This is a genomic window from Streptomyces sp. NPDC007264 (assembly GCF_042869095.1).
Taxonomy (GTDB): domain Bacteria; phylum Actinomycetota; class Actinomycetes; order Streptomycetales; family Streptomycetaceae; genus Streptomyces.
Genome location: NZ_JBIAFD010000004.1, coordinates 461,753 through 485,233 on the forward strand (window position 1 = coordinate 461,753; position 23,481 = coordinate 485,233).

Annotated in this window: 26 protein-coding genes, 1 pseudogene and 1 riboswitch; of the genes and pseudogenes, 17 read left to right on the plus strand and 10 right to left on the minus strand. The window is 69.5% G+C overall.

The window, feature by feature from the left end:
* The first annotated feature begins 116 nt into the window (after positions 1-116).
* Entirely contained in the window at positions 117-416 is a 300-nt protein-coding gene (locus tag ACFYMU_RS09235) for a hypothetical protein (RefSeq protein ID WP_388370236.1), read from the plus strand.
* A gap of 60 nt (positions 417-476) precedes the next feature.
* Here the strand turns inward: ACFYMU_RS09235 and ACFYMU_RS09240 are convergent, their stop codons facing one another.
* A complete protein-coding gene (locus tag ACFYMU_RS09240) occupies positions 477-1,031 on the minus strand; it encodes a GNAT family N-acetyltransferase (protein ID WP_388370238.1) in 555 nt (184 codons plus the stop codon).
* Positions 1,032-1,270: 239 nt separating this feature from the next.
* On the opposite strand from ACFYMU_RS09240, the gene ACFYMU_RS09245 reads away from it, so the two are divergent.
* Together ACFYMU_RS09245 and ACFYMU_RS09250 are read left to right on the plus strand one after the other, a co-directional pair.
* On the plus strand, positions 1,271-1,702 hold the full coding sequence (locus ACFYMU_RS09245) for a hypothetical protein (protein ID WP_388370241.1): 432 nt from the start codon (positions 1,271-1,273) through the stop codon (positions 1,700-1,702).
* Positions 1,703-2,084: 382 nt separating this feature from the next.
* Complete coding sequence (locus ACFYMU_RS09250; protein ID WP_388370243.1) at positions 2,085-2,795, plus strand: hypothetical protein; 711 nt, start codon at positions 2,085-2,087, stop codon at positions 2,793-2,795.
* Between the two features lie 63 nt (positions 2,796-2,858).
* Here the strand turns inward: ACFYMU_RS09250 and ACFYMU_RS09255 are convergent, their stop codons facing one another.
* The 3 genes and pseudogenes from ACFYMU_RS09255 to ACFYMU_RS09265 all read right to left on the minus strand — a co-directional run.
* On the minus strand, positions 2,859-2,987 hold the full coding sequence (locus ACFYMU_RS09255; protein WP_388370246.1) for a hypothetical protein: 129 nt from the start codon (positions 2,985-2,987) through the stop codon (positions 2,859-2,861).
* 64 nt (positions 2,988-3,051) lie between these two features.
* Positions 3,052-3,174, minus strand: coding sequence for a hypothetical protein (locus ACFYMU_RS09260; RefSeq protein WP_388370339.1), 123 nt, complete (start codon positions 3,172-3,174; stop codon positions 3,052-3,054).
* 121 nt (positions 3,175-3,295) lie between these two features.
* A pseudogene (locus tag ACFYMU_RS09265) lies at positions 3,296-3,667 on the minus strand (transposase); the annotation flags it as partial.
* 130 nt (positions 3,668-3,797) lie between these two features.
* Between ACFYMU_RS09265 and ACFYMU_RS09270 the strand changes: the two are divergent.
* Complete coding sequence (locus ACFYMU_RS09270) at positions 3,798-4,085, plus strand: hypothetical protein (RefSeq protein WP_388370248.1); 288 nt, start codon at positions 3,798-3,800, stop codon at positions 4,083-4,085.
* 332 nt (positions 4,086-4,417) lie between these two features.
* Here the strand turns inward: ACFYMU_RS09270 and ACFYMU_RS09275 are convergent, their stop codons facing one another.
* Positions 4,418-4,672: a hypothetical protein gene (locus ACFYMU_RS09275; RefSeq protein WP_388370251.1), complete on the minus strand. Its 255-nt coding sequence runs from the start codon at positions 4,670-4,672 to the stop codon at positions 4,418-4,420.
* Positions 4,673-4,915: 243 nt separating this feature from the next.
* On the minus strand, positions 4,916-6,100 hold the full coding sequence (gene nadA, locus ACFYMU_RS09280) for a quinolinate synthase NadA (protein ID WP_388370253.1): 1,185 nt from the start codon (positions 6,098-6,100) through the stop codon (positions 4,916-4,918).
* 339 nt (positions 6,101-6,439) lie between these two features.
* Here nadA and ACFYMU_RS09285 point away from each other — a divergent pair, with 339 nt between their 5' ends.
* Complete coding sequence (locus ACFYMU_RS09285; protein ID WP_388370256.1) at positions 6,440-6,796, plus strand: iron-sulfur cluster assembly accessory protein; 357 nt, start codon at positions 6,440-6,442, stop codon at positions 6,794-6,796.
* Positions 6,797-6,904: 108 nt separating this feature from the next.
* Here ACFYMU_RS09285 and ACFYMU_RS09290 read toward each other — a convergent pair whose 3' ends face one another.
* Positions 6,905-8,431, minus strand: a complete 1,527-nt coding sequence (locus ACFYMU_RS09290; protein WP_388370259.1) for a hypothetical protein — start codon at positions 8,429-8,431, stop codon at positions 6,905-6,907.
* 220 nt (positions 8,432-8,651) lie between these two features.
* Positions 8,652-8,861 (minus strand): hypothetical protein, encoded by a 210-nt coding sequence (locus ACFYMU_RS09295; RefSeq protein WP_388370261.1) that lies wholly within the window; start codon positions 8,859-8,861, stop codon positions 8,652-8,654.
* A 133-nt stretch (positions 8,862-8,994) separates the two neighbouring features.
* On the opposite strand from ACFYMU_RS09295, the gene ACFYMU_RS09300 reads away from it, so the two are divergent.
* Positions 8,995-9,969 (plus strand): carbohydrate kinase family protein, encoded by a 975-nt coding sequence (locus tag ACFYMU_RS09300; RefSeq protein ID WP_388370264.1) that lies wholly within the window; start codon positions 8,995-8,997, stop codon positions 9,967-9,969.
* A 63-nt stretch (positions 9,970-10,032) separates the two neighbouring features.
* Here ACFYMU_RS09300 and ACFYMU_RS09305 read toward each other — a convergent pair whose 3' ends face one another.
* Positions 10,033-11,409, minus strand: coding sequence for a cysteine desulfurase/sulfurtransferase TusA family protein (locus ACFYMU_RS09305; RefSeq protein ID WP_388370267.1), 1,377 nt, complete (start codon positions 11,407-11,409; stop codon positions 10,033-10,035).
* Between the two features lie 299 nt (positions 11,410-11,708).
* Between ACFYMU_RS09305 and coxB the strand changes: the two genes are divergently transcribed.
* From coxB to ACFYMU_RS09325, 4 genes are all read left to right on the plus strand, one after another.
* Positions 11,709-12,668: a cytochrome c oxidase subunit II gene (coxB, locus tag ACFYMU_RS09310; protein WP_388370270.1), complete on the plus strand. Its 960-nt coding sequence runs from the start codon at positions 11,709-11,711 to the stop codon at positions 12,666-12,668.
* Complete coding sequence (ctaD, locus tag ACFYMU_RS09315; RefSeq protein ID WP_388370273.1) at positions 12,665-14,395, plus strand: cytochrome c oxidase subunit I; 1,731 nt, start codon at positions 12,665-12,667, stop codon at positions 14,393-14,395. The genes coxB and ctaD overlap by 4 nt, the downstream gene beginning before the upstream one ends.
* Positions 14,392-14,790 carry a cytochrome c oxidase subunit 4 gene (locus tag ACFYMU_RS09320; RefSeq protein WP_388370276.1) on the plus strand — a complete coding sequence of 133 codons (399 nt, stop codon included), beginning with the start codon at positions 14,392-14,394 and terminating at the stop codon, positions 14,788-14,790. Before ctaD ends, ACFYMU_RS09320 begins: the two co-directional genes overlap by 4 nt.
* A 141-nt stretch (positions 14,791-14,931) precedes the next feature.
* Positions 14,932-16,182 (plus strand): Ig-like domain-containing protein, encoded by a 1,251-nt coding sequence (locus ACFYMU_RS09325; protein ID WP_388370278.1) that lies wholly within the window; start codon positions 14,932-14,934, stop codon positions 16,180-16,182.
* Positions 16,183-16,290: 108 nt separating this feature from the next.
* On the opposite strand, the gene ACFYMU_RS09330 is transcribed toward ACFYMU_RS09325, so the two are convergent.
* Complete coding sequence (locus ACFYMU_RS09330) at positions 16,291-16,692, minus strand: hypothetical protein (protein WP_388370280.1); 402 nt, start codon at positions 16,690-16,692, stop codon at positions 16,291-16,293.
* A gap of 178 nt (positions 16,693-16,870) precedes the next feature.
* Here ACFYMU_RS09330 and ACFYMU_RS09335 point away from each other — a divergent pair, with 178 nt between their 5' ends.
* The 7 genes from ACFYMU_RS09335 (at position 16,871) to ACFYMU_RS09365 (ending at position 23,127) form a co-directional block, all read left to right on the plus strand.
* A complete protein-coding gene (locus ACFYMU_RS09335) occupies positions 16,871-17,491 on the plus strand; it encodes a heme-copper oxidase subunit III (protein ID WP_388370282.1) in 621 nt (206 codons plus the stop codon).
* Between the two features lie 113 nt (positions 17,492-17,604).
* Positions 17,605-18,417, plus strand: coding sequence for a c-type cytochrome (locus tag ACFYMU_RS09340; protein WP_388370284.1), 813 nt, complete (start codon positions 17,605-17,607; stop codon positions 18,415-18,417).
* Positions 18,414-19,472, plus strand: coding sequence for a Rieske 2Fe-2S domain-containing protein (locus ACFYMU_RS09345; RefSeq protein ID WP_388370287.1), 1,059 nt, complete (start codon positions 18,414-18,416; stop codon positions 19,470-19,472). The genes ACFYMU_RS09340 and ACFYMU_RS09345 overlap by 4 nt, the downstream gene beginning before the upstream one ends.
* Positions 19,469-21,106 (plus strand): cytochrome bc complex cytochrome b subunit, encoded by a 1,638-nt coding sequence (locus ACFYMU_RS09350; protein WP_388370291.1) that lies wholly within the window; start codon positions 19,469-19,471, stop codon positions 21,104-21,106. The genes ACFYMU_RS09345 and ACFYMU_RS09350 overlap by 4 nt, the downstream gene beginning before the upstream one ends.
* 184 nt (positions 21,107-21,290) lie before the next feature.
* The gene (gene trpD / locus ACFYMU_RS09355) at positions 21,291-22,355 is read left to right on the plus strand and encodes an anthranilate phosphoribosyltransferase (protein WP_388370293.1); all 1,065 of its coding nucleotides are present in this window, start codon (positions 21,291-21,293) and stop codon (positions 22,353-22,355) included.
* Between the two features lie 205 nt (positions 22,356-22,560).
* Positions 22,561-22,917 (plus strand): PRC-barrel domain-containing protein, encoded by a 357-nt coding sequence (locus ACFYMU_RS09360; RefSeq protein ID WP_388370296.1) that lies wholly within the window; start codon positions 22,561-22,563, stop codon positions 22,915-22,917.
* A 42-nt stretch (positions 22,918-22,959) separates the two neighbouring features.
* Positions 22,960-23,127, plus strand: a complete 168-nt coding sequence (locus tag ACFYMU_RS09365) for a hypothetical protein (RefSeq protein WP_388370298.1) — start codon at positions 22,960-22,962, stop codon at positions 23,125-23,127.
* A 77-nt stretch (positions 23,128-23,204) separates the two neighbouring features.
* Positions 23,205-23,321, plus strand: a riboswitch (SAM riboswitch).
* Positions 23,322-23,481: the final 160 nt, after the last annotated feature.

Genomic DNA, 23,481 nt, shown 5'->3' on the forward strand with positions numbered 1-23,481 from the left:
GGGACGGGGCGCTCCTGTTCAGGGCCTGTGCCGCACAGCGACGATGGCACCACAGAAGGTAACGATCAGCGATCCGGTCCCGCAGCGGAACGACCGGATCCGGAGGGAGCGACGAGATGATGCGCGACGGACGGGACGGGACGGCACTGCGCCTGCTCCCGTGGACGACGCCGGAGGGCGCCCCGTGCTACCTGAGCACGGACGACCCGGAGAGTCTCCTGTCCCGCCTGGCCGACCGACTGGAGGCGGACCTCCTCGACTCGGCGCGGTTCATCCTGGCCGAGGCCAGACCGCTGCTCGCCGACGAGGACACAGGGAGGCGGGAGTTGCGCTTCACGGGCGTACAGCTGGCCGCGGCGCTGTCGGACGCGTTGCGGATCGCGGAGAGCAGAGGCGAGCGCCTGGTGGAGAGCTGATCTCACGAAGCCCCCGCCCGTGCCGCCGTCGCCTTGGTCACCGCCGCATGACCAGCGCGCTCACCGCGGCCAGGCGTCACCTCGGACACGCGCATGCAGATGCTCGTCATGCCAGCCGTCCGAGTGCAGCAGGGCGCTTCGCATCGTCCCCTCCAGAGCGAACCCCGCCTTCTCCGCCACCCGGCAGGAGGCGGCGTTGGCGACGGAGTGGGTGATCCGGAGGCGATGCAGGCCCAGGTCTTCCAGAGCCCAACGGCTGACGCGGACGACCGCATCGACCATGGCCCCGCGACCACGGCCGGCGGGGAGCAACCAGTACAGGAACTCGGCACTGCCCCCGACGAGATCGAAGTCGGCCAGACCGATCAGGCCCACCGGGCCACCGCCCCCTGGTTCGGCGATCGCCCAGATCGCCGCCTCCTCGGTCCGCCAGCGCTTCTCCCAGCGCGCGATCCGATCGCGCGCGTCGTCCAGAGACAGGTGCCCCGGCCGATTCCAGTGCTGAACGTCCGGGTCCTGGCACGAGCCCACGAGGACCTCGGCGTCACCGAGGCACCAAGGGCGCAGCTCAAGGCCGTTGGCGAGGTCGAACACAGGCTGGTCGGTCCCGCTCATCCGGCCCGGGGGAGCAACAGCAGGTATCGGAAGGGTCACCCGGGCATCATGCCGTGCCGAAGGGTCGATGGCTGTAACGGACACGCACAGGGCGGAAAGGTTGTGCGCGGGCTGTGAGTCATTCCTGTGGCATTCGTCATGCCCGTGACCCGTGATGTTCCCGTGCCGACGTGCGCTTTACCGAGTCGGGGGGACCAATTGGCGTTCTCTTGAGGCTGAGTTGAAGGGGTGGGGGTCCCATGAGTCAGGCGGTCGAGGGCGTTCCGTACGCGCCTCGGATGCGGCCGTGCGCGGCTGCCTTCGTCGCGCGCGTCACAGCCCGCAACCGGCTGCCGCTCGACTACTCCGTGGCCAGTCTGCGCGTGGTCGATTTCCTGCTCGACGGGCTGCGCAAGGGCCTGGCCGACCCGGAGCGGCTGTCCGGCACGCTCTTCGCTCTCGGCGCGTACGTCGGCGAGGTGCTCGTGCGCCGCGCGGGCGCGGTCTGGGTGGACCTCGACGCCGATCAGCGCGGCTACTTCGGGCAGTCGGTCGGCGTGCGCATGCCGGACGGGCGCGTGTGGAACCCCCTCGGCAAGGTGCGCAACCGATTCGAGGTGGGCGGCCCGGAGGAGTCGTTGCAGACCTTCTGGCTGACGCTGCACGGGCGGGCCCGGACACCCGCTGCCTGACGGCTCCTGACGCTTTGCTCAGGTCGAGGACGGCAGCCCGGCGCCGCCCGCCCGGTTCGCCGGACCGGTCCGAAAGGCCGCCGCGTTCGCGTCGCGTCGCTCGACTGCCGCACAACAGGGCAGCGCACGGAGCCGGCCGGCTCGATGAAATCGAAGCCGGAGCGGTTGCGCGCTGTTGTGCGGTTCGGTGACCCCGGTGGGATCTGGACCCGTCCGGCGGCGGCCGGAGTCGCCAGGCGCGGCGACCGCTGTCGCCCGCGGTGCCGTGCGAGGCCGGCCCGGTCCGTGCGGTGGCCGTGGCGGCGTGCCGACCGCCGGACACCGACGCCGTCGGATCGCGCGCCCTGCTCGGTGCCGTGGTGGCGGGAGTACAGTGCCGCTCGTGATGGAGAGTGACAGAGCGAATGGCGAAATAAATGGCAGCGCATCCCTGCTTGTGCGTCACGTGAGAGTCTTTGTGTCGATCCTCCTGGTTTACGGGGGTATCACCCTGGTCATCGGGCTCTTCCACTATCTTGCGGCCGAAGGCTTCAACGTCCCGACCAGGAGACTGGGGTGTTCTCTCGGTGAGGAATCCTGTCGGCAGGGAGCGGAGGTGCTCGCACTCGGATTCTTCGCCCCTGCCGCCGTGCTGGTATTTCCAGCGGGGCAGGGCTGGAAAGGGCCGACGGACTTCTTCATGCTGCTGGCCTTCCCTTATGGGGCCGGGGGTGTGTCCCTGGCCACCATGGCGGGTGTCGCGCGTGGGGACGAGCCCGTGTTCGTCGCGGTGCTTCTCGCGGTACTGTCGGTTGCGGCCGGAGCCTTCTTCGTCTACCTGATGCGGAAGATACTGGAAGGCGCTCGGACGTCAGGGTGGTCACGGTGGATGAAGGGAACGTTCTGGATTCTGGAATCGCTTCCGGAGTCGAAACGCAAGCGAAAGAGGGTCCTTCGGGAGAGGGGGCGAGGCTCGTCGTCCTTGCGGTACAAGGTCCTGGTTCCCGAAACCACGCAAGAAAAGATGCACTGGGCGGTCTTTCTGGGCGAGGCTGTTTCGGGGATCGCTCTCGGCGTTCTTGGCGGGCTTGTGGTGATTGAGCGCGTGGTGTGACATGCGGTCATCAGGTCCTCCCGGACCGCAGGGTCTTTGCGTGTGGTCGATCTGTCCGGTTGATCAGGCGATTCCCAGGGCTTTCAGGGGTCGTTGTGGGTCGCGGGCGATGTAGCGGCGGGCGGCGGCGATGTTGGTGTGGTCGTCCTGGCGGAACACGCTGATCCCGAGGTTGCGCAGGCTGGCCATCACGCGGGGCGGGCTGCCGGTGCGGATCCTGGAGGCGTCCTCGGCAAAGGTCGTGTCGCGGACGTGGTCAGTGGCCGCGGATCCAGTCCGCGATCTGGGCGCCGGATGCCGTGTCGGGTGGAAGGCGGGTGACGAAGTCCAGCTGCTCGATCGTGATCTTCTGGCTGGTCAGATCCTTGCGCCAGCGCATGACGCGCAGGTCCTGGCGGGCGCCGACAGTCGAGGTGCCGGAACGTGGCTGTTTTGAGGTGCCGGGCCTTAAGCCGGCCCCGACCCCTGGTGCGGTCCTTGTGGTCCGGGATGATGTCGGCCCACGGCCGTGTCCTCAACTGCTTGAGGAGGCCGGGATGGCTGCCCTTGACGACAGCGATGTGGTGGGCGCCTTGTTCGCGCAGCCACAGGCCGTTCGCCTGCTGCGTGTGCGCCGCGTCCGCGGTGATCACAGTGTTGTCCAGGTCGAGGTCTTGCAGGAGAGGGATGAAGGCGGGTGTCTCATTGCTCTTCGCCTCGATCTGTCGCTGCCCGAGTACCGTTCCGGTGTGTTCCATCGCGGCCAGCAGCCACACCGCCTTCTCGCCCGCCGCTCTTGAGCCGCGTAGCTGTTTCCCGTCGACGGCGACCGCCCGCCACCGCGCTCTCGCCGTGTTCAGGCCAGCCGCCCTTTCCTGCAGGAACGCGCTCATCGCGGAGTCAAGGGCATCACCGTCGAGGCGTCGGCCGTCACGAGCGTCACCAGCGGGAAGCACCGGCCACGGCGATCGCGTGGATCCGACAGGCGGACAAGAAACCGGGCCAGGCACACCGCGTCCGGCAGTGGCTGCGGGCAGAGGGCTCGGGCCAGTTGGTCCAGGCCCGAACCACGGCGGTGTCGTCTTCCCGCTCTTCTCCCCACCACCCGAATGGCGCGCGCAAACCTACGGCAGACAGGCACTGCTGCCCGGCCGGACCTACGCGCTGGCCTTCCACGGGTCCGGCAGTTACAAGGCACACGTCTACTTCACCACCGACGACCTCGCCTCCCTCCAGCCGGGCCAGGTCTGGGCCCACAACCGGGCCATGAGCACCGAGGACTTCGACGAACTCGTCGACAACAAGTGCTGACGGCCACCACGGTCGCCACCGGCACTTCAACAGCTCGGTTCCTCCCGAGCGAACAGTGAGGGGAACAGGACCAGGCCGCGACCGTCGAGCGACAGAACCCGCGGGACAGCAGACCGCAGCACCAGCCGATGTGAACGGGACGCTCTCGGCGAAACGCAGTGACGCCGTGTGGGTCCCGGCGCCGGGAGCTGTGCGTTTGGCAGCGAGGATGGACAGCGCTGGAACCAGCACGCGTCCGGTGCCGCGGGATGCCTCGATGTAGAAACCCGTGACAAAGCGGTCCGCTTGATACAGAGCGGTCAGTGCAGTGTGGTCGAGTACGGCTGTCGGGCTCACGCGGCTGCGTGGCCTTGGTGGGCCCGGATCCTCTCCCAGGCGGCACGGCCTGCTCGTTGGACCTGTTCGGCGTAGTCGACGCCGAGTTCGCGAGCGGCCTCGAAGGCCCGCTGCTCGCGTTCGGCCCCGGTGAGCTGGCCAGCTGCGAGATCTTCCAGCAGGTCCGTGATGGTCGTACCGCGCTCCTGCGCGAGAATGCGCAGCCGGTCACGTACGGCCTCGGTGGTCTTGATGCTGGTGGGCTTGCTCATGTCGGTGATTCTGCTGCCGGCAGAGCCGCTGGGCCGGGACATGGGAAGGCTCCGCCGAGGACTGCGTCCGAATCATGACGTCATGCCCCCGGTTGCCGCCGAGCGGTCGGCATCGGTGACGTCGGCACGGCCTTCGCGGACCGCGCAGTCCTCATCGCCCGACCCGCGTGGCCGGCGCCGCGCGCACAGCGGAGGGGGCGCCCTCCTGGGCACCCCCTCCGTGACGGCGGCAGGACGAGAGGGTTACGGCAGCGCCAGCATCCGCTCCAGCGCCAGCTTCGCGAACGCCTCCGTCTCCTTGTCGACCTCGATGCGGTTGACGAGGTTGCCCTCGGCCAGGGACTCCAGCGCCCACACCAGGTGCGGCAGGTCGATGCGGTTCATGGTCGAGCAGAAGCACACCGTGCGGTCGAGGAAGACGATCTCCTTGCCCTCCGGCGCGAAACGGTTCGCCAGCCGCCGTACGAGGTTCAGCTCCGTGCCGATGGCCCACTTGGAGCCCGCCGGCGCCGCCTCCAGCGTCTTGATGATGTACTCGGTCGAGCCCACGTAGTCGGCCGCGGACACCACCTCGTGCCTGCACTCGGGGTGCACCAGCACATTGACGCCCGGGATCCGCTCGCGCACCTCGTTCACCGAGTCGAGACCGAAGCGGCCGTGCACCGAGCAGTGGCCCCGCCACAGGATCATCTTCGCGGCGCGCAGTTCCTCGGCCGTCAGCCCGCCGTTCGGCTTGTGCGGGTTGTAGACGACGCAGTCGTCGAGCGACATGCCCATGTCCCGCACCGCCGTGTTGCGGCCCAGATGCTGGTCCGGCAGGAACAGGACCTTCTCGCCCTGCTGGAAGGCCCACTCCAGGGCCCGCTTCGCGTTGGACGAGGTGCAGATGGTGCCGCCGTGCTTGCCGGTGAACGCCTTGATGTCGGCCGAGGAGTTCATGTACGAGACCGGCACGACCTGCTCGGCCACGCCCGCCTCGCCCAGGGCGTCCCAGCACTCGGCGACCTGCTCGGCCGTGGCCATGTCGGCCATCGAGCACCCCGCCGCCAGGTCCGGCAGGACGACCTTCTGCTCGTCGCTCGTCAGGATGTCCGCCGACTCCGCCATGAAGTGCACACCGCAGAAGACGATGTACTCGGCCTCCGGCCGCGCCGCCGCGTCCCGGGCCAGCTTGAAGGAGTCGCCCGTGACGTCGGCGAACTGGATGACCTCGTCGCGCTGGTAGTGGTGGCCGAGTACGAAGACCTTGTCCCCGAGCCTCTCCTTGGCCGCGCGGGCCCGCTCGACCAGGTCCGGGTCGGAGGGGGAGGGCAGCTCGCCGGGACACTCGACGCCCCGCTCGCTCCTCGGGTCGGCCTCACGGCCGAGCAGCAGCAGGGCGAGGGGCGTCGGCTGTACGTCGAGCTCCTGGGTCTGGGCGGTGGTCACGACACGCACCCTTTCTGTTCTGCGGCTCGCCGGCCCGGGAGTGGGCCGACGGGACATGCGGTACACGCCTTTTCGTCGAATTGACGCTATCTATCATAACTGGTTCACGTCACGTTGACGATGGCCATAGCGTCGATGTGACGTGAATCCCGGCACGCCCCGCCCGGCGACACGACGAAGTGCCCTGGGCTTCTCGGCGGGCCGGTGTCCGCGTTCCCTCGCGTGTGCGAGCATGAGTGGGGGAAGACAAAAGAAACGTGCCCGGCCCGGAATGAATCCGCGGCCACGCCGGTTGCATTCGGCGGCAAGCAGTCTCCGTACGACCCGGGAGAGATGTAGATGTCCGTACAGGACGAGACCACCACCGTCGCCGACGGCATCATCCTGACCGACGCCGCCGCGGCCAAGGTCAAGGCCCTGCTCGACCAGGAAGGCCGTGACGACCTGGCGCTGCGCGTCGCGGTCCAGCCCGGTGGCTGCTCCGGCCTGCGCTACCAGCTCTTCTTCGACGAGCGGTCCCTCGACGGCGACGTGGAGAAGGACTTCGGCGGCGTCAAGGTCGTCACCGACCGCATGAGCGCCCCGTACCTGGGCGGTGCCACCGTCGACTTCGTCGACACCATCGAGAAGCAGGGCTTCACGATCGACAACCCGAACGCGACGGGGTCCTGCGCCTGCGGCGACTCCTTCAGCTGAGCACACGCCCCACGGGCAGATGCCGGAAGGCGGCGCCCCCGGCCGGGGGCGCCGCCTTCCCGCATGTCCGGGTGCGAGCCGGTGCGGTGTCCTGCCGCGCCGGGTGCCCTACCGCGCCAGCGGAGGCCCCGCTCCGTCCGAGGGCAGCGTGCCGGGCGTCTCCCGCGCGATCGGCCTGCCGTCCGAGCCCACCACCTCGCGGTCGCCCAGCGGCGCCTTCAGGTGCAGCGTCTCGTGGTAGATCTTGGCGATCGCGATGCAGACCACCTTGCCCGGCCAGGGCGTCTCGGTCACGCTCACCGTCACCCGGCCGGAGCTCTCGCGCACGGACGCCGCGTAGTCGGCGCACACCCCGCCCTCGTAGACGATGGTGAGATCGCTGCCGTCGGCGGTGTAACCCATCACCTTCACCGCACGCTTCGCCGGCGCCGGTGACGCCGGGTCGGCCGGCCCGCTCGTCCGCGGGGCCGGCGTCCCGCTCGGCTGGCCGGGCGGCTGCGGCGCGGTCAGATACCGCGGGTCGACCGCCGGATACGTCACCGTGACGGTGTCCCGGGACCCCGCGGGCCGCACCTCGAACAGCCACGACGGCACCAGCACCGCCCTCGCGTCCACGGAGTGCCGCGCGAGCCCGAACACCGCGCCCACCACCGGCGCGGAGGCCCGCTCGGGCGCCGCGGTGGACGCCCCGCACGGCGCCTCGTCCCGGTCCTTGAGCGGTACGGGGCTCGCGCAGCCCCCGATGCCCTTGCGGCCGTACGACGAGGGAGCGCCGTTCATCAGATCCAGCGTCCGCTTCGCGTCGACGACCGGATAGAGGGCGCCCCTCACCGGTGCCTTCAGGTTGCCGCTGCCGCCGACGATCCGGCCGTCCGCGGCCACCTGGACGCCGGTCGACCAGCCGTGCGTGGGCAGGGCGCCGATCTTCGGATCGGCGTTGACCACCCGCAGGGAGCCCATGACCTGGCGGGCGTCGAGCGCGGCGCCGCCCTGGCCCACCGCCTTCAGCACCGGGGCGGCCGCCTTCTTCGCGGCGGCCTCGCTCACCGGGCCGGGGAAGTTCTCGAGGGACGCGCACCGTTTCGCTCCCGCGCAGCGGTTGTCGGCCCCGTGGGGGTACCGGCTGAACGTCCACGTTCCCGGTGCCTGCCGGTTCACCCGCAGCACGGGCTCGGAGCCGTCCTCGGTCGCCCCGACCGTCCAGGCCCCGCCGGCCGGCTTCGGGGTGCCGCTCACGTCCAGCGCCCGGGCGAGCCGGGCCACCTCGTCCCGCGTCACCTCACCCGTCGCCCGGTACACCGGCGCCGACGCCGGGCCGTCGGGGAGTGCGCCCGTCACGCGGTACGTGGTGCCGTACGGGTTGGGCTCGCCCACCGCGATGCCCGCCCCGCCGCCCGCGCCCCGGCCGTCGAGGGCCAGCGCCGGGGGAGTGCCGTCACCGCCCGGCGTCGAGTACCCGCCCGTGCCGCCGGACGCGGTCGCCGCGAGATACGCCCCGCCGCCCGCGACGAGCAGGACCGCGGCCGCCACCGAGGTGACGACCAGCGGGGAACGCCGCCGGAGCGGCACGGCCCCGCCCGGCTCCTCGGTGGCCTGGCCGGCGCCGGGCGCGTCGTCGGGTCGCTCGGTGTTCACCGCATCGCTCCTTCGGGTCCGCTGCTGTCCCGGGTACCCCGCCGTGACCGGAAGGGACACGGAAGGCCGTGCACGGGAAGGTCGTGCACGGGAAGGGCGTGCGCGGGAAGGCCGTACACCGCCTCCCTCGTACGGGGGACAGCGGTGGGACGCAGCGGGGGAGCGCACGGTTCCCTCGGGGGGCGCGGGTTTCCCGGGTGCGCCCGGTCCCGAGGGGCGCTCAGTCTCCGTACTCGGACATGGAGTCCAGGAGGCGGGCCGAGGCGGCCGGCACGGAGACCCCGTGGATCAGGGAGGGGGGAACGGGCCGGGACGCGGTCCGCTCCGGGGCGGCCCAGTGCGGGACCATGCGGGCGCAGTCGCCGCGCAGCGACGCCAGGTCCCCTTCCTGATCGAACGGGGCGGCGCCGTGGATCTCGAGCTTCGTCATGACGAAACCGTAGGCAGCCCCAGGCCCACGAAGAAAGATCTACTATCGGGTAGTTTTGCCTGCTTCAGGGGCGCGGGTCGACCGGGTAGCGTGAACTGTCAATCCCCCTCCTCCACAGGAGCGTGTCCTCGCCGTGCGTATCGCAGTCACCGGCTCCATCGCCACCGACCACCTCATGACGTTCCCCGGCCGCTTCGCCGACCAGCTCGTCGCGGACCAACTGCACACGGTCTCGCTCTCCTTCCTGGTCGACCGCCTCGACGTCCGCCGCGGCGGGGTCGGCGCGAACATCGCCTTCGGCATGGGGCAGCTCGGCACCAGCCCGATCCTGGTCGGCGCGGCCGGCTCGGACTTCGACGAGTACCGGGCGTGGCTGGACCGGCACGGGGTGGACACGGCCTCCGTGCGCATCTCCGAGACCGAGCACACGGCCCGCTTCGTCTGCACCACCGACGCCGACCACAACCAGATCGGCTCCTTCTACACCGGCGCGATGAGCGAGGCCCGCCTCATCGAGCTGAAGACGGTCGCCGACCGGGTGGGCGGCCTCGACCTGGTGCTGATCGGCGCTGACGACCCGGAGGCGATGCTGCGCCACACCGAGGAGTGCCGCACCCGGTCCATCCCGTTCGCCGCCGACTTCTCGCAGCAGATCGCGCGCATGAGCGGCGACGAGGTGCGGATACTGCTCGACGGGGCGACCTACCTCTTCTCCAACGAGTACGAGAAGGGGCTCATCGAGACCAAGACCGGGTGGTCGGACGGCGAGATCCTGGCCCGGGTCGGCCACCGGGTGACGACGCTCGGCGCCCGGGGCGTGCGCGTCGAGCGGTCCGGCCGGGAGCCGCTCGAGGTCGGCGTGCCCGACGAGACGGCGAAGGTCGACCCGACGGGCGTCGGCGACGCCTTCCGCGCGGGCTTCCTGTCGGGCCTGGCCTGGGGCGTCACGCTGGAGCGCGCGGCCCAGATCGGCTGCATGCTGGCGACGCTGGTCATCGAGACGGTGGGCACCCAGGAGTACCAGCTGCGCCGCGCCCACTTCATGGAGCGCTTCACCAAGGCGTACGGCGACGACGCCGCCATGGAGGTCAAGGAGCACCTGGTCTGAACCCGGGCGGCGGCCCGGCAGGACGTACCGGACAGGACTCCGCCGGGCCGGGCCTGGCCGGGCCTAGACGAGCCGACGGACCAGGTAGGCGCGGCCTCCTTCCGCCGGCTCCTCGCCCCCGTACTCCTGGCCCCGCATCTCGCACCACGCCGGGATGTCCAGCCGTGCCGCCTCGTCGTCCGCCAGGACGCGCACCGTCCCGCCCACCGGGACGTCCCCGATGACCTTCGCCAGCTCGATCACCGGGATCGGGCAGCGCTTGCCGAGGGCGTCGACGACCAGGGCGTCCTCGCCCGCGGCCGTGCGGGGGGACGGCGCGCCGAGCTTCTCGCGCACCGCCGCCACCGCGCCCGGCAGCACCGAGAGGAACCGGTCGACCTCCTCGGCGGGCGTGCCCGGCGGCAGCGACACCCGGACGTTGCCCTCGCTGAGCACCCCCATCGCCTTCAGCACATGGCTCGGCGTCAGCGTGCTGCTCGTGCACGACGACCCCGACGAGACGGAGAAGCCCGATCTGTCCAGCTCGTGGAGCAGGGCCTCCCCGTCGACATAGAGACACGAGAAGGTGACGATCCCGGGCAGTCTGCGGTCCGGGTCCCCGACCACCTCCACATCGGGTACGAGGTCCGGCACCCGGACCCGGATCCGCTGGGTGAGCTCTCCCAGCCGTACCGCCTCCCGGGCCGCCTCCTCCCGCACCGCCCGCAGGGACGCGGCGGCCGCCACGACGGCCGGGATGTTCTCGAAGCCGGCCGCCCGCCCCGACTCCCGCTCGTCCGCGGGCCCTTGAGGAGCGAACCGCACCCCCTTGCGCACGACGAGAAGCCCGACACCGGAGGGTCCACCCCATTTGTGCGCGCTGGCCGTCAGCACCGACCAGTCGCCCGCCACCGGACCCCAGCCCACCGACTGCGCCGCGTCCACCAGCAGCGGCACGCCGGCCGCCCGGCACACGGCGGCCACCTCGGGGACCGGCTGCACCGTCCCCACCTCGTGATTGGCCGACTGAAGACACGCCAGCGCGGTGTCCGGGCGCAGCGCGTCCCGGTACGCCTCGGGGGTGACGGCACCCGCGCGGGAGACCGGCACCCGCGTCACCGTTCCGCCGGCCGACTCGAACACCTCCGCCGAATGGAGCACGGAGGAGTGCTCGACCGCAGACACGATCAGGTGACGTCCGATCCTGCGGCGACCCGCCAGCGCCCCCTCGACACCGGTGTGCGCCGCCCGGGTGCCGGACGAGGTGAAGACCAGTTCGTCCGGTCGGCAGCCCACCGCCTCCGCGGCCGCCTCGCGCGCGGCGTCCAGCAGCAGCCGCGCCCGCCGCCCCTCGCGGTACAGCCGGGACGGATCGGCCCACCCCTCGTCGAGCGCGGCCAGCAGGGCCTGCCGGGCGACGGGGTGGAGGGGGGCGGCGGAGGCGGCGTCGAAGTAGGACACACCGCAACGCTAACGCGCGCACCCCGGCCCCGGTGCGGGACCCGAAGGTCCCGTCAGATGGCTGCGGGGGCCGCCGGTTCGGGGGTCTGCGGGCCGTTCGGAGGTCGTCCCCCGGACGGCACAGTCGCCCCTTCGGAGTGACGGGCGGCGCGTTGGGCACCCTCCCCGCGCGACCCAAAATGGCGTCCAGTAGGGTTTGGTCCGCATAAACATCAAACCCCTGCCCGACGCAGGGCGGCGACCGACCAGCACAAAGGCCGCAGCCGAGCGCGCGGGCGAGACTCTCGGGAAGGCGCTACGTGAGTCCCAACGGCTCCGACCGCTCGCTGCGGCGCCCGATGCGGCGGAAGCTGCTGCAGGCACTGACCGCGGGCCTGGTCCTGGCGACCGCCACCGGTTGCACATACAAGGACTTCCCCCGCCTTGGTATGCCCACCCCGATCACGGAGGAGGCTCCTCGGATCCTCTCCCTGTGGCAGGGTTCCTGGGCGGCCGCGCTTGCCGTCGGCTGCCTCGTATGGGGCCTGATCCTGTGGAGCGCAATCTTCCACCGGCGCAGCCGCACCAAGGTCGAGGTTCCTCGGCAGACCCGCTACAACATGCCCATCGAGGCGTTGTACACGGTTGTCCCGCTCCTCATCATCTCGGTCCTCTTCTACTTCACCGCTCGTGACGAGTCGAAGCTCCTCGACATGTCCAAGAAGCCCGACGTCACCATCAACGTCGTCGGCTTTCAGTGGAGCTGGGGCTTCAACTACATCTCCTCCGTCGACGGTGTGACCGGCGACGCGAAGACCGACGCGAACCTGGCCGCCATTCCGGACCGGTTCAAGAAGGAATTCCCGGCGAACGCCGGCGGTGTCTACGACATCGGCACGCCCGCCACGCGCAACCCGCAGACGGGCAACCCCGGTCCCACCCTCTGGCTCCCCAAGGGCAAGACCGTCCGCTTCGTCCTCACCTCGCGTGACGTCATCCACTCCTTCTGGGTGGTGCCGTTCCTGATGAAGCGCGACGTCATCCCGGGCCACACCAACGCGTTCCAGGTGGTCCCCAGCAAGGAGGGCACCTACCTGGGCAAGTGCGCCGAGCTCTGCGGCGTCGACCACTCCCGGATGCTGTTCAACGTGAAGATCGTCTCGCCTGAGCGGTACGAGCAGCACCTCAAGGACCTCGCCAAGAAGGGGCAGACCGGTTACATGCCCGCCGGCATCGCGCAGACGGGCCACGAGAAGAACCGGGAGGCGAACGAACTGTGAGCATCCTCAACGAACCACAGGGTGCGGCCGCGGGCTCGCACGTGAGCGAGCTGCCGGCCAGGCGCAAGCAACCCGGCAACTCCGTCATCAAGTGGCTGACCACCACCGACCACAAGACGATCGGCACGCTGTACCTGGTCACGTCGTTCGCCTTCTTCTGCATCGGCGGCGTGATGGCGCTCCTCATGCGCGCCGAGCTCGCCCGGCCGGGTCTGCAGATGATGACGAACGAGCAGTTCAACCAGGCGTTCACGATGCACGGCACGATCATGCTGCTGATGTTCGCGACGCCGCTGTTCGCCGGTTTCACGAACTGGATCATGCCGCTGCAGATCGGCGCGCCCGACGTGGCGTTCCCGCGGCTGAACATGTTCGCCTACTGGCTCTACCTGCTCGGCTCGCTCGTCGCGGTCGGCGGTTTCCTCACCCCGCAGGGCGCGGCCGACTTCGGCTGGTTCGCGTACGCGCCCCTGTCGGACGCGATCCGTTCGCCCGGCGTCGGCGCCGACATGTGGATCATGGGTCTGACCCTCTCCGGCTTCGGCACGATCCTCGGCTCGGTCAACTTCATCACCACGATCATCTGCATGCGGGCCCCCGGCATGACCATGTTCCGGATGCCGATCTTCGTGTGGAACGTGCTGCTGACCGCCGTGCTCGCGCTGATCGTGTTCCCGGTCCTCGCGGCGGCGCTGTTCGCCCTGGAGGCGGACCGCAAGTTCGGTGCCCACGTGTTCGATGCCACCAACGGCGGCGCGCTGTTGTGGCAGCACCTCTTCTGGTTCTTCGGCCATCCAGAGGTGTACATCATCGCGCTGCCGTTCTTCGGCATCATCTCCGAGGTCATCCCGGTCTTCAGCCGTAAGCCGATGTTCGGCTACACGGGCCTGATCGGCGCCACCATCGCCATCGCCGGCCTGTCGGTCACGGTGTGGGCGCACCACATGTACGTCACCGGTGGCGTGCTGCTTCCGTTCTTCTCCTTCATGACGTTCCTCATCGCCGTACCCACCGGCGTGAAGTTCTTCAACTGGATCGGAACGATGTGGAAGGGCTCGCTGTCCTTCGAGACGCCGATGCTGTGGGCGACCGGCTTCCTGATCACCTTCGTGTTCGGTGGTCTGACGGGCGTCATCCTGGCCGCGCCGCCGATGGACTTCCACATCTCGGACTCGTACTTCGTGGTGGCGCACTTCCACTACGTGGTCTTCGGCACGGTCGTGTTCGCGATGTTCGCCGGGTTCCACTTCTGGTGGCCGAAGTTCACCGGCAAGATGCTCGACGAGCGCCTCGGCAAGATGACCTTCTGGATGCTGTTCGTCGGCTTCCACGGCACCTTCCTGGTGCAGCACTGGCTGGGTGTGGAGGGTATGCCGCGGCGTTACGCGGACTACCTCGCCGCCGACGGCTTCACGGCCCTGAACACGGTCTCGACGGTCTTCTCCTTCGTGCTCGGTCTGTCGGTCCTGCCGTTCCTCTACAACGTGTGGAAGACGGCCAAGTACGGCCAGCCGGTCGGCGTGGACGACCCGTGGGGCTACGGCCGGTCGCTCGAATGGGCCACCTCCTGCCCGCCGCCGCGGCACAACTTCATCTCGCTGCCGCGGATCCGCTCGGAATCCCCCGCCTTCGACCTGCACCACCCTGAGATCGCCGCACTCGAGCAGCTCGAGTACATGGGTGCCGGCAGCAAGGCCCTCGCTGGTGGCAAGGAGGCCGGCAAGTGAAGATCCAGGGCAAGATGTTCCTCTGGCTGTCCCTCTTCTTTCTCCTCATGGCCGTCATCTACGGCGTGTGGGCGAAGGAGCCGGCCGGCACCACCGCGCTCGTCCTGTCCTTCGGGCTGAGCGTCATGGTCGGCTACTACCTGTCCTTCACGGCCAGGCGGGTCGACGCAGGCGCCCAGGACAACAAGGAGGCCGACGTCGCGGACGACGCCGGTGAGCTCGGTTTCTTCAGCCCGCACAGCTGGCAGCCGCTCGCCCTCGGCTTCGGCGGCGCGCTCGCCTTCCTGGGCGTCGCGATCGGCTGGTGGCTGATGTACTTTGCGGCCCCGTTCATCCTGGTGGGCCTGTGGGGCTGGGTCTTCGAGTACTACCGCGGCGAGAACCGCACCCAGTAGTACCCGGCAGATCCGCGCCCGGCGCACGGGAGCCCGGACCCTCCGTCAGGAGCGTCCGGGCTCCCTCTTTTGCCCCCTCTTTCTTCCCTCGTACGGGTCACCGGGCGCGCCGTGCTTGACGAACGTTCGTAGCGTGATCCCATGAGCCACTCACCGCGAAACCGCACGGTCGTCAGCTGCACCCTGCTGGTGATCGCCCTCGGCGCGGGCCTCGACGCCTGCACGTCGGACGGCGACCCGCTCTCGGCGAAGCCGTACGACGCGGCGGGGCAGATCAGCTACAACGTCGGCACCAAGAAGAAGGCCGACCCCGACAAGCCGCTGGAGATCACCACCTCCGACGCGAACGCCCGCATCACGGACGTCACGGCCACCGACAGCAGGGGCCGCTACGTGTCCGGGGAGCTCTCCGCCGACGGCAGCCGCTGGCACAGCACTTCACCGCTGGCCGCCGGCACCCACTACACGGTCCGGGTGAGCACGGAGGACGAGGACGGCGCCCCCGGCCGCAAGGTCATCGAGTTCGCCACCGGCACCCCCAAGAGCAAGAAGGTGCTGAACGTCACCTTCGGGCCCAAGGCGGGCACGTACGGCGTCGGCCAGCCCGTGACCGCCGAACTCAGCGCCCCCGTGAAGGACAAGGCCTCCCGGGCGGCCGTGGAGAGCACCCTCAGGGTGGAGTCCGTGCCCGCGGTCCAGGGCTCCTGGTACTGGGTGGACGACAAGACGCTGCACTACCGCCCCAAGGACTACTGGCCCGCCCACGCCACCGTCACGGTGCACAGCAACCTCGCGGGCGTGAGGATCGGCGACCGCCTCTGGGGCGGCGAGGCGAAGCCGCTCAAGCTCACCACCGGCGACCGGATCGTCGCCCTGACGGACGCGGCCGCGCACCGGATGACGGTCTACCGGAACGGCGAGGTGATCAAGGAGATCCCCGTCACCACCGGCAGGTCCGGCTACGACACCCGCAACGGCGTCAAGGTCGTGCTGTCCAAGGAGAACCCCGTACGGATGCGCGGGACCACCATCGGCATCTCGGAGAACTCGTCGGACTCGTTCGACCTGCTGGTGTACTGGGCGACCCGGGTGACCTGGAGCGGTGAGTACGTGCACGCCGCGCCCTGGTCCGTCGACTTCCAGGGATACTCCAACGTCAGCCACGGGTGCACCGGGATGAGCAACCAGTACGCCCAGTGGTTCTTCAACACCGTGCGCGTGGGCGACATAGTCCAGGTCGTCAACTCCAAGGGCGCGCAGATGCCCCCGTTCGGCAACGGCTTCGGCGACTGGAACCTCGACTGGAACAAGTGGCGCAAGGGCAGCGCCCTGGCGGCGAGCGCCTCCCCGGCCGCCGGGGACCGGGCGAGGCTGAGTCCTGGGACGGCGTGAGTCCACGCACCCGCGGGGCGGTGCCGCCAGGACCCCGTCCGACCGCGTCGTACGGCCGCAGGAGGCGCGAACGGCCCGCGGCCGTCCCCTTCCCGCCCGGCCCGTCCGTCAGGCGGTCACAAGGGCCTTGCGGCGCAGCAGGGCGGCCAGAGCGGAGGCGAACTCCACCGGCTCCACGGGCAGTGCCACGGCCGAGTCGGCCCGGCTCCAGGTGGCCAGCCACGCGTCCTGCGGACGTGCGATCAGCAGCAGCACCGGCGGGCACTGGAAGATCTCGTCCTTGATCTGCCGGCAGACACCCATGCCGCCCATCGGCACGGCCTCGCCGTCGAGCACGCACACATCGATGCCGCCCTTGTCCAGCTCCCCGATGACGGCGCCCGGCGTGGCGCACTCCACGAACTCGACCACGGGCACGTCCGGGGCCGGCCTGCGACCGGTCGCGAGCCGGACCTGTTCGCGGGTGTTGGCATCGTCGCTGTAGACCAGCACCGTGGCGGTCGGCTGCATGATTCCTCCGGGACATCGGCGTCACACTGAACGGGCCGTTGCGCGGGATGCTACTCCCTTGAACACGTGGTCAACAGCTGTTCGGACGAGCCTTCGATCCGCCATCCGGGCAGTCCACACGGTAGGGACACCCCGAACGGCACCCCCCGGAGTGAGGGCGAGATAAGCGACCGACATAATGTCGGTCGTGGCGACAGCAACGACAGTAGACACCGGGCACGCGCACCCGTCGGTCAATCGACCGAACCTCACCAGCGTCGGAACCATCATTTGGCTGAGCTCCGAGCTGATGTTCTTCGCGGCCCTCTTCGCGATGTACTTCACCCTCCGATCGGTGACCGGGCCCGATCACTGGAAGGAGATGGCGGACAGCCTCAACTTCCCGTTCTCGGCCACCAACACCACCATCCTGGTGCTTTCCTCCCTGACCTGTCAGCTCGGCGTGTTCGCGGCCGAGCGCGGTGACGTGAAGAAGCTCCGAGGCTGGTTCATCGTCACCTTCATCATGGGTGCGATCTTCATCGGCGGTCAGGTCTTCGAATACACGAGCCTGGTGAAGGAGGAAGGCCTCTCGCTCTCCTCCGACCCCTACGGCTCGGTCTTCTACCTGACCACCGGCTTCCACGGCCTGCACGTGACGGGTGGCCTCGTGGCCTTCCTCCTGGTCCTCGGCCGCACCTACGCGGCGCGCAGGTTCACTCACGAGCAGGCGACCGCCGCCATCGTCGTGTCCTACTACTGGCACTTCGTCGATGTGGTCTGGATCGGCCTCTTCGCCACGATCTACATGATCAAGTAGACGGCCGCTGGCCGCGGCGGACGGTCATCCGATCCGGGAGAACCGATCGCCCGCGACGAACCGGTCCCATTCCAGAAGCATCGACGCAGAAGATCCTGACACCGGGGTAATCCGTGAAAAAGCTCTCCGCACGACGACGCCATCCGATGGCGGCGCTCGTCGTCCTACTCATCGCGCTGACGCTCTCCGGGGGGCTCTACGCCGCGTTCGCGCCCGCGGACAAGGCGCAGGCCGATGACAGCGCCCAGTCCCTCGCCATCGAGGAGGGCAAGAAGCTCTACTCGGTGGGCTGCGCCAGCTGCCACGGCACCGGCGGTCAGGGCAGCTCCGACGGCCCGAGCCTGGTCGGCGTCGGCGCGGCGGCCGTCGACTTCCAGGTCGGCACCGGCCGCATGCCGGCCGCCACCTCCCAGGGCGCCCAGGTCCCGAAGAAGAAGAACATCTACACCCAGGCCCAGATCGACCAGCTCGCGGCGTACGTCGCCTCCCTCGGTGCCGGTCCGGCCGTCCCGTCGAAGAACGACTACAGCCCCGAGGGTGCCGACATCGCCAAGGGCGGTGACCTCTTCCGGACCAACTGCGCGCAGTGCCACAACTTCACCGGCAAGGGCGGCGCCCTGACGCACGGCAAGTTCGCGCCGAGCCTCCAGGGTGTCGACCCGAAGCACATCTACGAGGCCATGCAGACCGGCCCGCAGAACATGCCCTCCTTCCCCGACACCACGATGTCCCAGCAGAACAAGAAGGACATCATCGCGTACCTCGACGCGGTCAACGGTGACCAGACGGAAAACCCGGGCGGCCTCGAGCTGGGCGGTCTCGGTCCGGTCTCCGAGGGCCTGTTCGGCTGGATCTTCGGACTCGGCGCGCTGATCGCGGTCGCCGTCTGGGTCGCCGCTAGGACCGCAAAGGCCAAGAAGTCATGAGTAGCCAAGACATCCCAGAAGAGAACCTGCCCGCTGAGCAGGACACCGCACCCGGTGCCGTGACGGTGGCGGACGAGCAGAACCCGTTCGCCGACCCGGGCCTGCCGCCCCACGAGCACCGTATCCAGGACATCGACGCGCGGGCCGCCAAGCGCTCCGAGCGCACGGTCGCCCTGCTGTTCACCGTGTCGATGCTGGCCACCCTCGGCTTCATCGCCTCGTACGTCACCATCCCGGGTGACAAGTCGATCTACGTCTTCCCGATCGGGCACATCAGCGCGATGAACTTCGCGCTGGGCGTGACGCTGGGCGTGGCGCTGTTCGCCATCGGCGCGGGCGCGGTCCACTGGGCCCGCACCCTGATGTCGGACGAGGAGATCGCCGACGAGCGTCACCCGATCGAGGCGCCGCCCGAGGTCAAGTCCAAGGTCATGGCGGACTTCCGGCAGGGCGCCAAGGAGTCCCAGCTCGGCCGGCGCAAGCTGATCCGCAACACGATGCTCGGCGCGGTCGCCCTGGTGCCGCTCTCCGGCCTCTTCCTGCTGCGCGACCTCGGCCCGCTGCCCGGGACGAAGCTGCGGCACACCATGTGGTCCAAGGGCAAGCTCCTCGTCAACATGAACACCAACGAGCCGCTGCGTCCGTCCGACGTCGTGGTGGGCTCGCTGACCTTCGCCAAGCCCGAGGGCCTGGAGGAAGCCGACGAGGACTTCCAGAAGGAGATCGCCAAGGCGGCCCTGATGATCGTCCGGCTGCAGCCGGGCAACATCAAGGACAAGAAGGAACTCGAGTGGTCCCACGAGGGCATCGTGGCGTACTCGAAGATCTGCACCCACGTCGGCTGCCCGATCTCCCTGTACGAGCAGCAGACGCACCACGTCCTCTGCCCGTGCCACCAGTCCACCTTCGACCTCTCCGACGGTGCCCGGGTCGTCTTCGGCCCGGCCGGTCACGCCCTGCCGCAGCTGCGCATCGGCGTCAACGCGGACGGTTACCTCGAAGCGCTCGGCGACTTCGAAGAGCCCGTCGGTCCTTCCTTCTGGGAGCGCGGATGAGTACTACGACGACCAACGAGTCCCGCTCGCGCGGGAGGGCACCGGCCGGCGAGCGCGTCGCCGACTGGGCGGACGGCCGGCTGGGGATCTACTCCCTGGCCAAGGCCAACATGCGCAAGATCTTCCCCGACCACTGGTCGTTCATGCTGGGCGAGGTCTGCCTCTACAGCTTCATCATCATCATCCTCACGGGTGTGTATCTGACGCTGTTCTTCCACCCGTCGATGAACGAGGTGGAGTACCACGGCAGCTACATCCCGCTGCAGGGCCAGCTGATGAGCGAGGCCTTCAACTCGACGCTGCACATCAGCTTCGACGTCCGCGGCGGCCTGCTGATCCGGCAGATCCACCACTGGGCGGCGCTGGTCTTCCTCGCCGGCATGTTCGTGCACATGATGCGCGTGTTCTTCACGGGCGCGTTCCGCAAGCCGCGTGAGATCAACTGGCTGTTCGGCTTCCTGCTGTTCGTCCTGGGCATGTTCACCGGCTTCACCGGTTACTCGCTCCCGGACGACCTGCTCTCCGGCACCGGTGTCCGCTTCATGCAGGGTGCGATCCTGTCCGTGCCGATCGTCGGCACGTACCTGTCGATGTTCCTCTTCGGCGGCGAGTTCCCGGGCGGCGACTTCGTGGCCCGCTTCTACTCGGTCCACATCCTGCTGCTGCCGGGCATCATGCTCGGCCTGGTGGTCGGCCACCTGATCCTGGTCTTCTACCACAAGCACACGCAGTTCGCGGGCCCCGGAAAGACGAACAACAACGTCGTCGGCATGCCGCTGCTGCCGGTGTACATGGCGAAGGCCGGAGGCTTCTTCTTCCTGGTCTTCGGCGCCCTCGCGATCGTCGCGGCGATCGCCCAGATCAACCCGATCTGGGCGATGGGCCCCTACCGTCCGGACCAGGTGTCCACCGGCGCCCAGCCCGACTGGTACATGGGCTTCTCCGAGGGCCTGATCCGCTCGATGCCGGGCTGGGAGATCAACTTCGCGGGCCACACGCTGGCCCTGGGCGTCTTCGTCCCGCTGATGATCTTCCCGCTGGTCCTGGTCGCGATCGCGGTCTACCCGTTCATCGAGTCCTGGGTCACCGGCGACAAGCGCGAGCACCACATCCTGGACCGCCCGCGCAACGCCCCGACGCGCACCGCCTTCGGTGCCGCCTGGATCGCCTGGTACTTCGTGCTGCTGGTCGGCGGTGGAAACGACCTCTGGGCCACCCACTTCCACCTGTCGATCAACGCGATCACCTGGTTCGTGCGCATCTCCTTCTTCGTGGTGCCGGTGCTCGTGTTCGTCGTCACCAAGCGGATCTGCCTCGGCCTCCAGCGCCGGGACCGCGACAAGGTGCTGCACGGCCGCGAGTCGGGCATCATCAAGCGGCTGCCGCACGGTGAGTTCATCGAGGTGCACGAGCCGCTCAGCCAGGAGCAGCTGCACACGCTCACGGCACACGAGCAGTACAAGCCGGTCGAGATCGGCCCGACGGTCGACGAGAACGGCGTCGAGCGGAAGGTCAAGGGCTCGGAGAAGCTGCGCGCCAAGCTCAGCAACGCCTACTACGGGGAGGACAACCAGATCCCCAAGCCCACGGTCGAGGAGTACAAGGAGATCACGAGCGGCCACGGCCACCACTGATCGCTGCGCGCGCCACGCCACGGTCGAAGGGCCCCGTCCAGTGCATGGACGGGGCCCTTTGCCGTGCCCCGGGCTGGATAGGGTGGAGCTGTCCCCGCACGGGGGCGAGGACCCGTCCGCGGCACGGCGGGGGTCCGGAAACGGAGAACCGAGTCCCGTTCGGGACATGACCCAGGAGCGGCTGATGAGCGCTGTGCACCCCGCTGGAGGCGACACCGCGGCGGGCCGTTCCTGGCCCCTGCTGCTGAACGGCCTGCTCGACGGCCGGGACCTCGCCGCGGACGACACCGCCTGGGCGATGGACCTGATCATGCGGGGGGAGGCGACGGACGCCCAGATCGCGGGGTTCGCGGTCGCCCTGCGGGCCAAGGGCGAGACGGTCGAGGAGATCACCGGACTCGTCCGCGCGATGTACGAGCACGCGAACGTGATCGAGGTGCCGGGACGAACCGTCGACATCGTCGGCACCGGCGGCGACGGCGCCAAGACCGTGAACATCTCCACCATGTCGGCGATCGTGGTGGCGGGCACGGGCGCGAAGGTCGTCAAGCACGGCAACCGGGCCGCGTCCTCCGCGTCCGGGGCCTCGGACGTGCTGGAGAAGCTCGGGGTGAATCTGGAGCTGACGCCGCAGCGGGTGGCCGAGGTGGCCGAGGAGGCGGGGATCACCTTCTGCTTCGCGGTGAAGTTCCACCCGGCGCTGCGGCACGTGGCCGTCGCGCGCGGACAGCTGGGCATCCGGACGGTGTTCAACTTCCTCGGTCCGCTGACGAACCCGGCCCGGGTCAGGGCGCAGGCCATCGGGGTCGCCGACGCGAGGATGGCACCGATCGTGGCGGGCGTCTTCGCGGAGCGCGGGAACTCGTCCCTGGTCTTCCGGGGCGACGACGGCCTGGACGAGTTGACCACCACGTCGACGTCACACGTGTGGACCGTCCGTGACGGCAAGGTCACCGAGGAGTCCTTCGACCCCCGGGACGTCGGTATCGAGCCGGTCCCGGTGGAGGCGCTGAGGGGCGCCGACGCGTCGTACAACGCGGACGTGGCGCGGCGGCTGCTGGAGGGCGAGACGGGGCCGGTACGGGACGCGGTGCTGCTGAACTCGGCGGCGGCCCTGGTGGCGCTGGACATGGGCGAGGCCCCGCTCGCGGACCAGATCCGGGCGGGCATGGAGAGGGCGGCCGAGTCGATCGACTCCGGCGCGGCCAAGCGGGTCCTGGAGCGGTGGGTGGCGGCCACCAACGCGTAGCGCCCCGCGGACGGTCCGGGCCGGGGGCGTCCCCCGGCCCGGCCCGGCCGGGCCGGAGGATGCCGCCTTCCGGGTGGTAAAAGGCCAGGTCAAACGCGCGACGGGTGTTCGGCCGGAGTACAGTGAACGCGTGGCGGTCCCCGCCGGTCACGCCCGCGCCGGCCGGAACGCCCGTGGGAGATCCGCCGGTCGCAAGGAGCGAGGCATGATTCATTCAGCCGATATCCGCGAATGGCGCAATCAGGATGTGGTCGACCCCAAGGGCCGCAAGATCGGGGCCCTGGAGGCGGTCTACGTGGACACTTCCACCGACGCGCCGGCCATGGCCACCGTCCGCACCGGGATGCCGACCCGGCACCGGCTCGTCTTCGTCCCCCTCGACGAGGCGACCCTCGGACCGGGCTATGTGAAGGTGGCGCACTCCAGGGGCGTGGTGCGGAAGGCGCCGTCCATGGGCGTGGACGACGTCCTCCCGGTCGAGCGGGAAGCAGAGGTCTACCAGCACTACGACAAGCCCTACGAGCCCGGAGCCGACCGTGGACGCCGCCTGGCGCGCCGCTGAACGGCGCGTGGGGCACGGCACCGCCCGAGGATGTGGTCGCTCATGGCGCTGTTCCTGTTCCTGGTCCTCGTGGCGGTCGCGCTGGGGCTCGTCGGCGTGGTCGTGAAGGGGCTGTTCTACCTCCTGATCATCGGTGTCGTGGTCTTCGTGGCCGACCTCGTGCTGCTCGGTGTGCGCTGGTCCCGGTCACGCCGGCGCCCTCTCCGGTGAGGCGGGCGCCCGGTGCCCGTTCCGGTATCCGGACAGACGTTGCGTTCGGGTGATCACGTCCCGTAGTGTCCCCGTCAGGTCATGAGCGACAGTCACACGGCCCCGGCCGGCTGTCCGGCAACCCTCCGTCCGTGGCGGGGTGCCCCGGGTGAAGACCAGGCCGCAGGCAGCGAGGTCTGCGGCAAGCGCGGACCCCTCGCCTCACCAGGGGTCCTGGTCGTTCGAGGGAGCCTTTCCGTGAGCAAGCGAATGCGCTAGGTGTTCTGTCCGGGGAGGTTGTGGACGGGTGAGCCAGGTCTCGGCTGAGGGATCTTGAACAGGTGAGGGCCTTCCGGTTCGGTGTGGATTGCGACG

Excerpts from the sequence above, each read along its gene's own strand:
- ACFYMU_RS09295 (WP_388370261.1), bottom strand. The coding sequence starts at position 8,861 with ATGACGAAGCTCGAGATCCACGGCGCCGCCCCGTTCGATCAGGAAGGG.
- ACFYMU_RS09260 (WP_388370339.1), bottom strand. The coding sequence starts at position 3,174 with ATGCGCTGGCGCAAGGATCTGACCAGCCAGAAGATCACGATCGAGCAG.
- ACFYMU_RS09245 (WP_388370241.1), top strand. The coding sequence starts at position 1,271 with ATGAGTCAGGCGGTCGAGGGCGTTCCGTACGCGCCTCGGATGCGGCCG.
- ACFYMU_RS09345 (WP_388370287.1), top strand. The coding sequence starts at position 18,414 with ATGAGTAGCCAAGACATCCCAGAAGAGAACCTGCCCGCTGAGCAGGAC.
- ACFYMU_RS09235 (WP_388370236.1), top strand. The coding sequence starts at position 117 with ATGATGCGCGACGGACGGGACGGGACGGCACTGCGCCTGCTCCCGTGG.
- ACFYMU_RS09325 (WP_388370278.1), top strand. The coding sequence starts at position 14,932 with ATGAGCCACTCACCGCGAAACCGCACGGTCGTCAGCTGCACCCTGCTG.
- ACFYMU_RS09275 (WP_388370251.1), bottom strand. The coding sequence starts at position 4,672 with ATGAGCAAGCCCACCAGCATCAAGACCACCGAGGCCGTACGTGACCGG.
- ACFYMU_RS09330 (WP_388370280.1), bottom strand. The coding sequence starts at position 16,692 with ATGCAGCCGACCGCCACGGTGCTGGTCTACAGCGACGATGCCAACACC.
- ACFYMU_RS09285 (WP_388370256.1), top strand. The coding sequence starts at position 6,440 with ATGTCCGTACAGGACGAGACCACCACCGTCGCCGACGGCATCATCCTG.
- ACFYMU_RS09365 (WP_388370298.1), top strand. The coding sequence starts at position 22,960 with ATGGCGCTGTTCCTGTTCCTGGTCCTCGTGGCGGTCGCGCTGGGGCTC.
- ACFYMU_RS09360 (WP_388370296.1), top strand. The coding sequence starts at position 22,561 with ATGATTCATTCAGCCGATATCCGCGAATGGCGCAATCAGGATGTGGTC.
- trpD (WP_388370293.1), top strand. The coding sequence starts at position 21,291 with ATGAGCGCTGTGCACCCCGCTGGAGGCGACACCGCGGCGGGCCGTTCC.
- ACFYMU_RS09240 (WP_388370238.1), bottom strand. The coding sequence starts at position 1,031 with ATGAGCGGGACCGACCAGCCTGTGTTCGACCTCGCCAACGGCCTTGAG.
- ACFYMU_RS09335 (WP_388370282.1), top strand. The coding sequence starts at position 16,871 with ATGTCGGTCGTGGCGACAGCAACGACAGTAGACACCGGGCACGCGCAC.
- ACFYMU_RS09350 (WP_388370291.1), top strand. The coding sequence starts at position 19,469 with ATGAGTACTACGACGACCAACGAGTCCCGCTCGCGCGGGAGGGCACCG.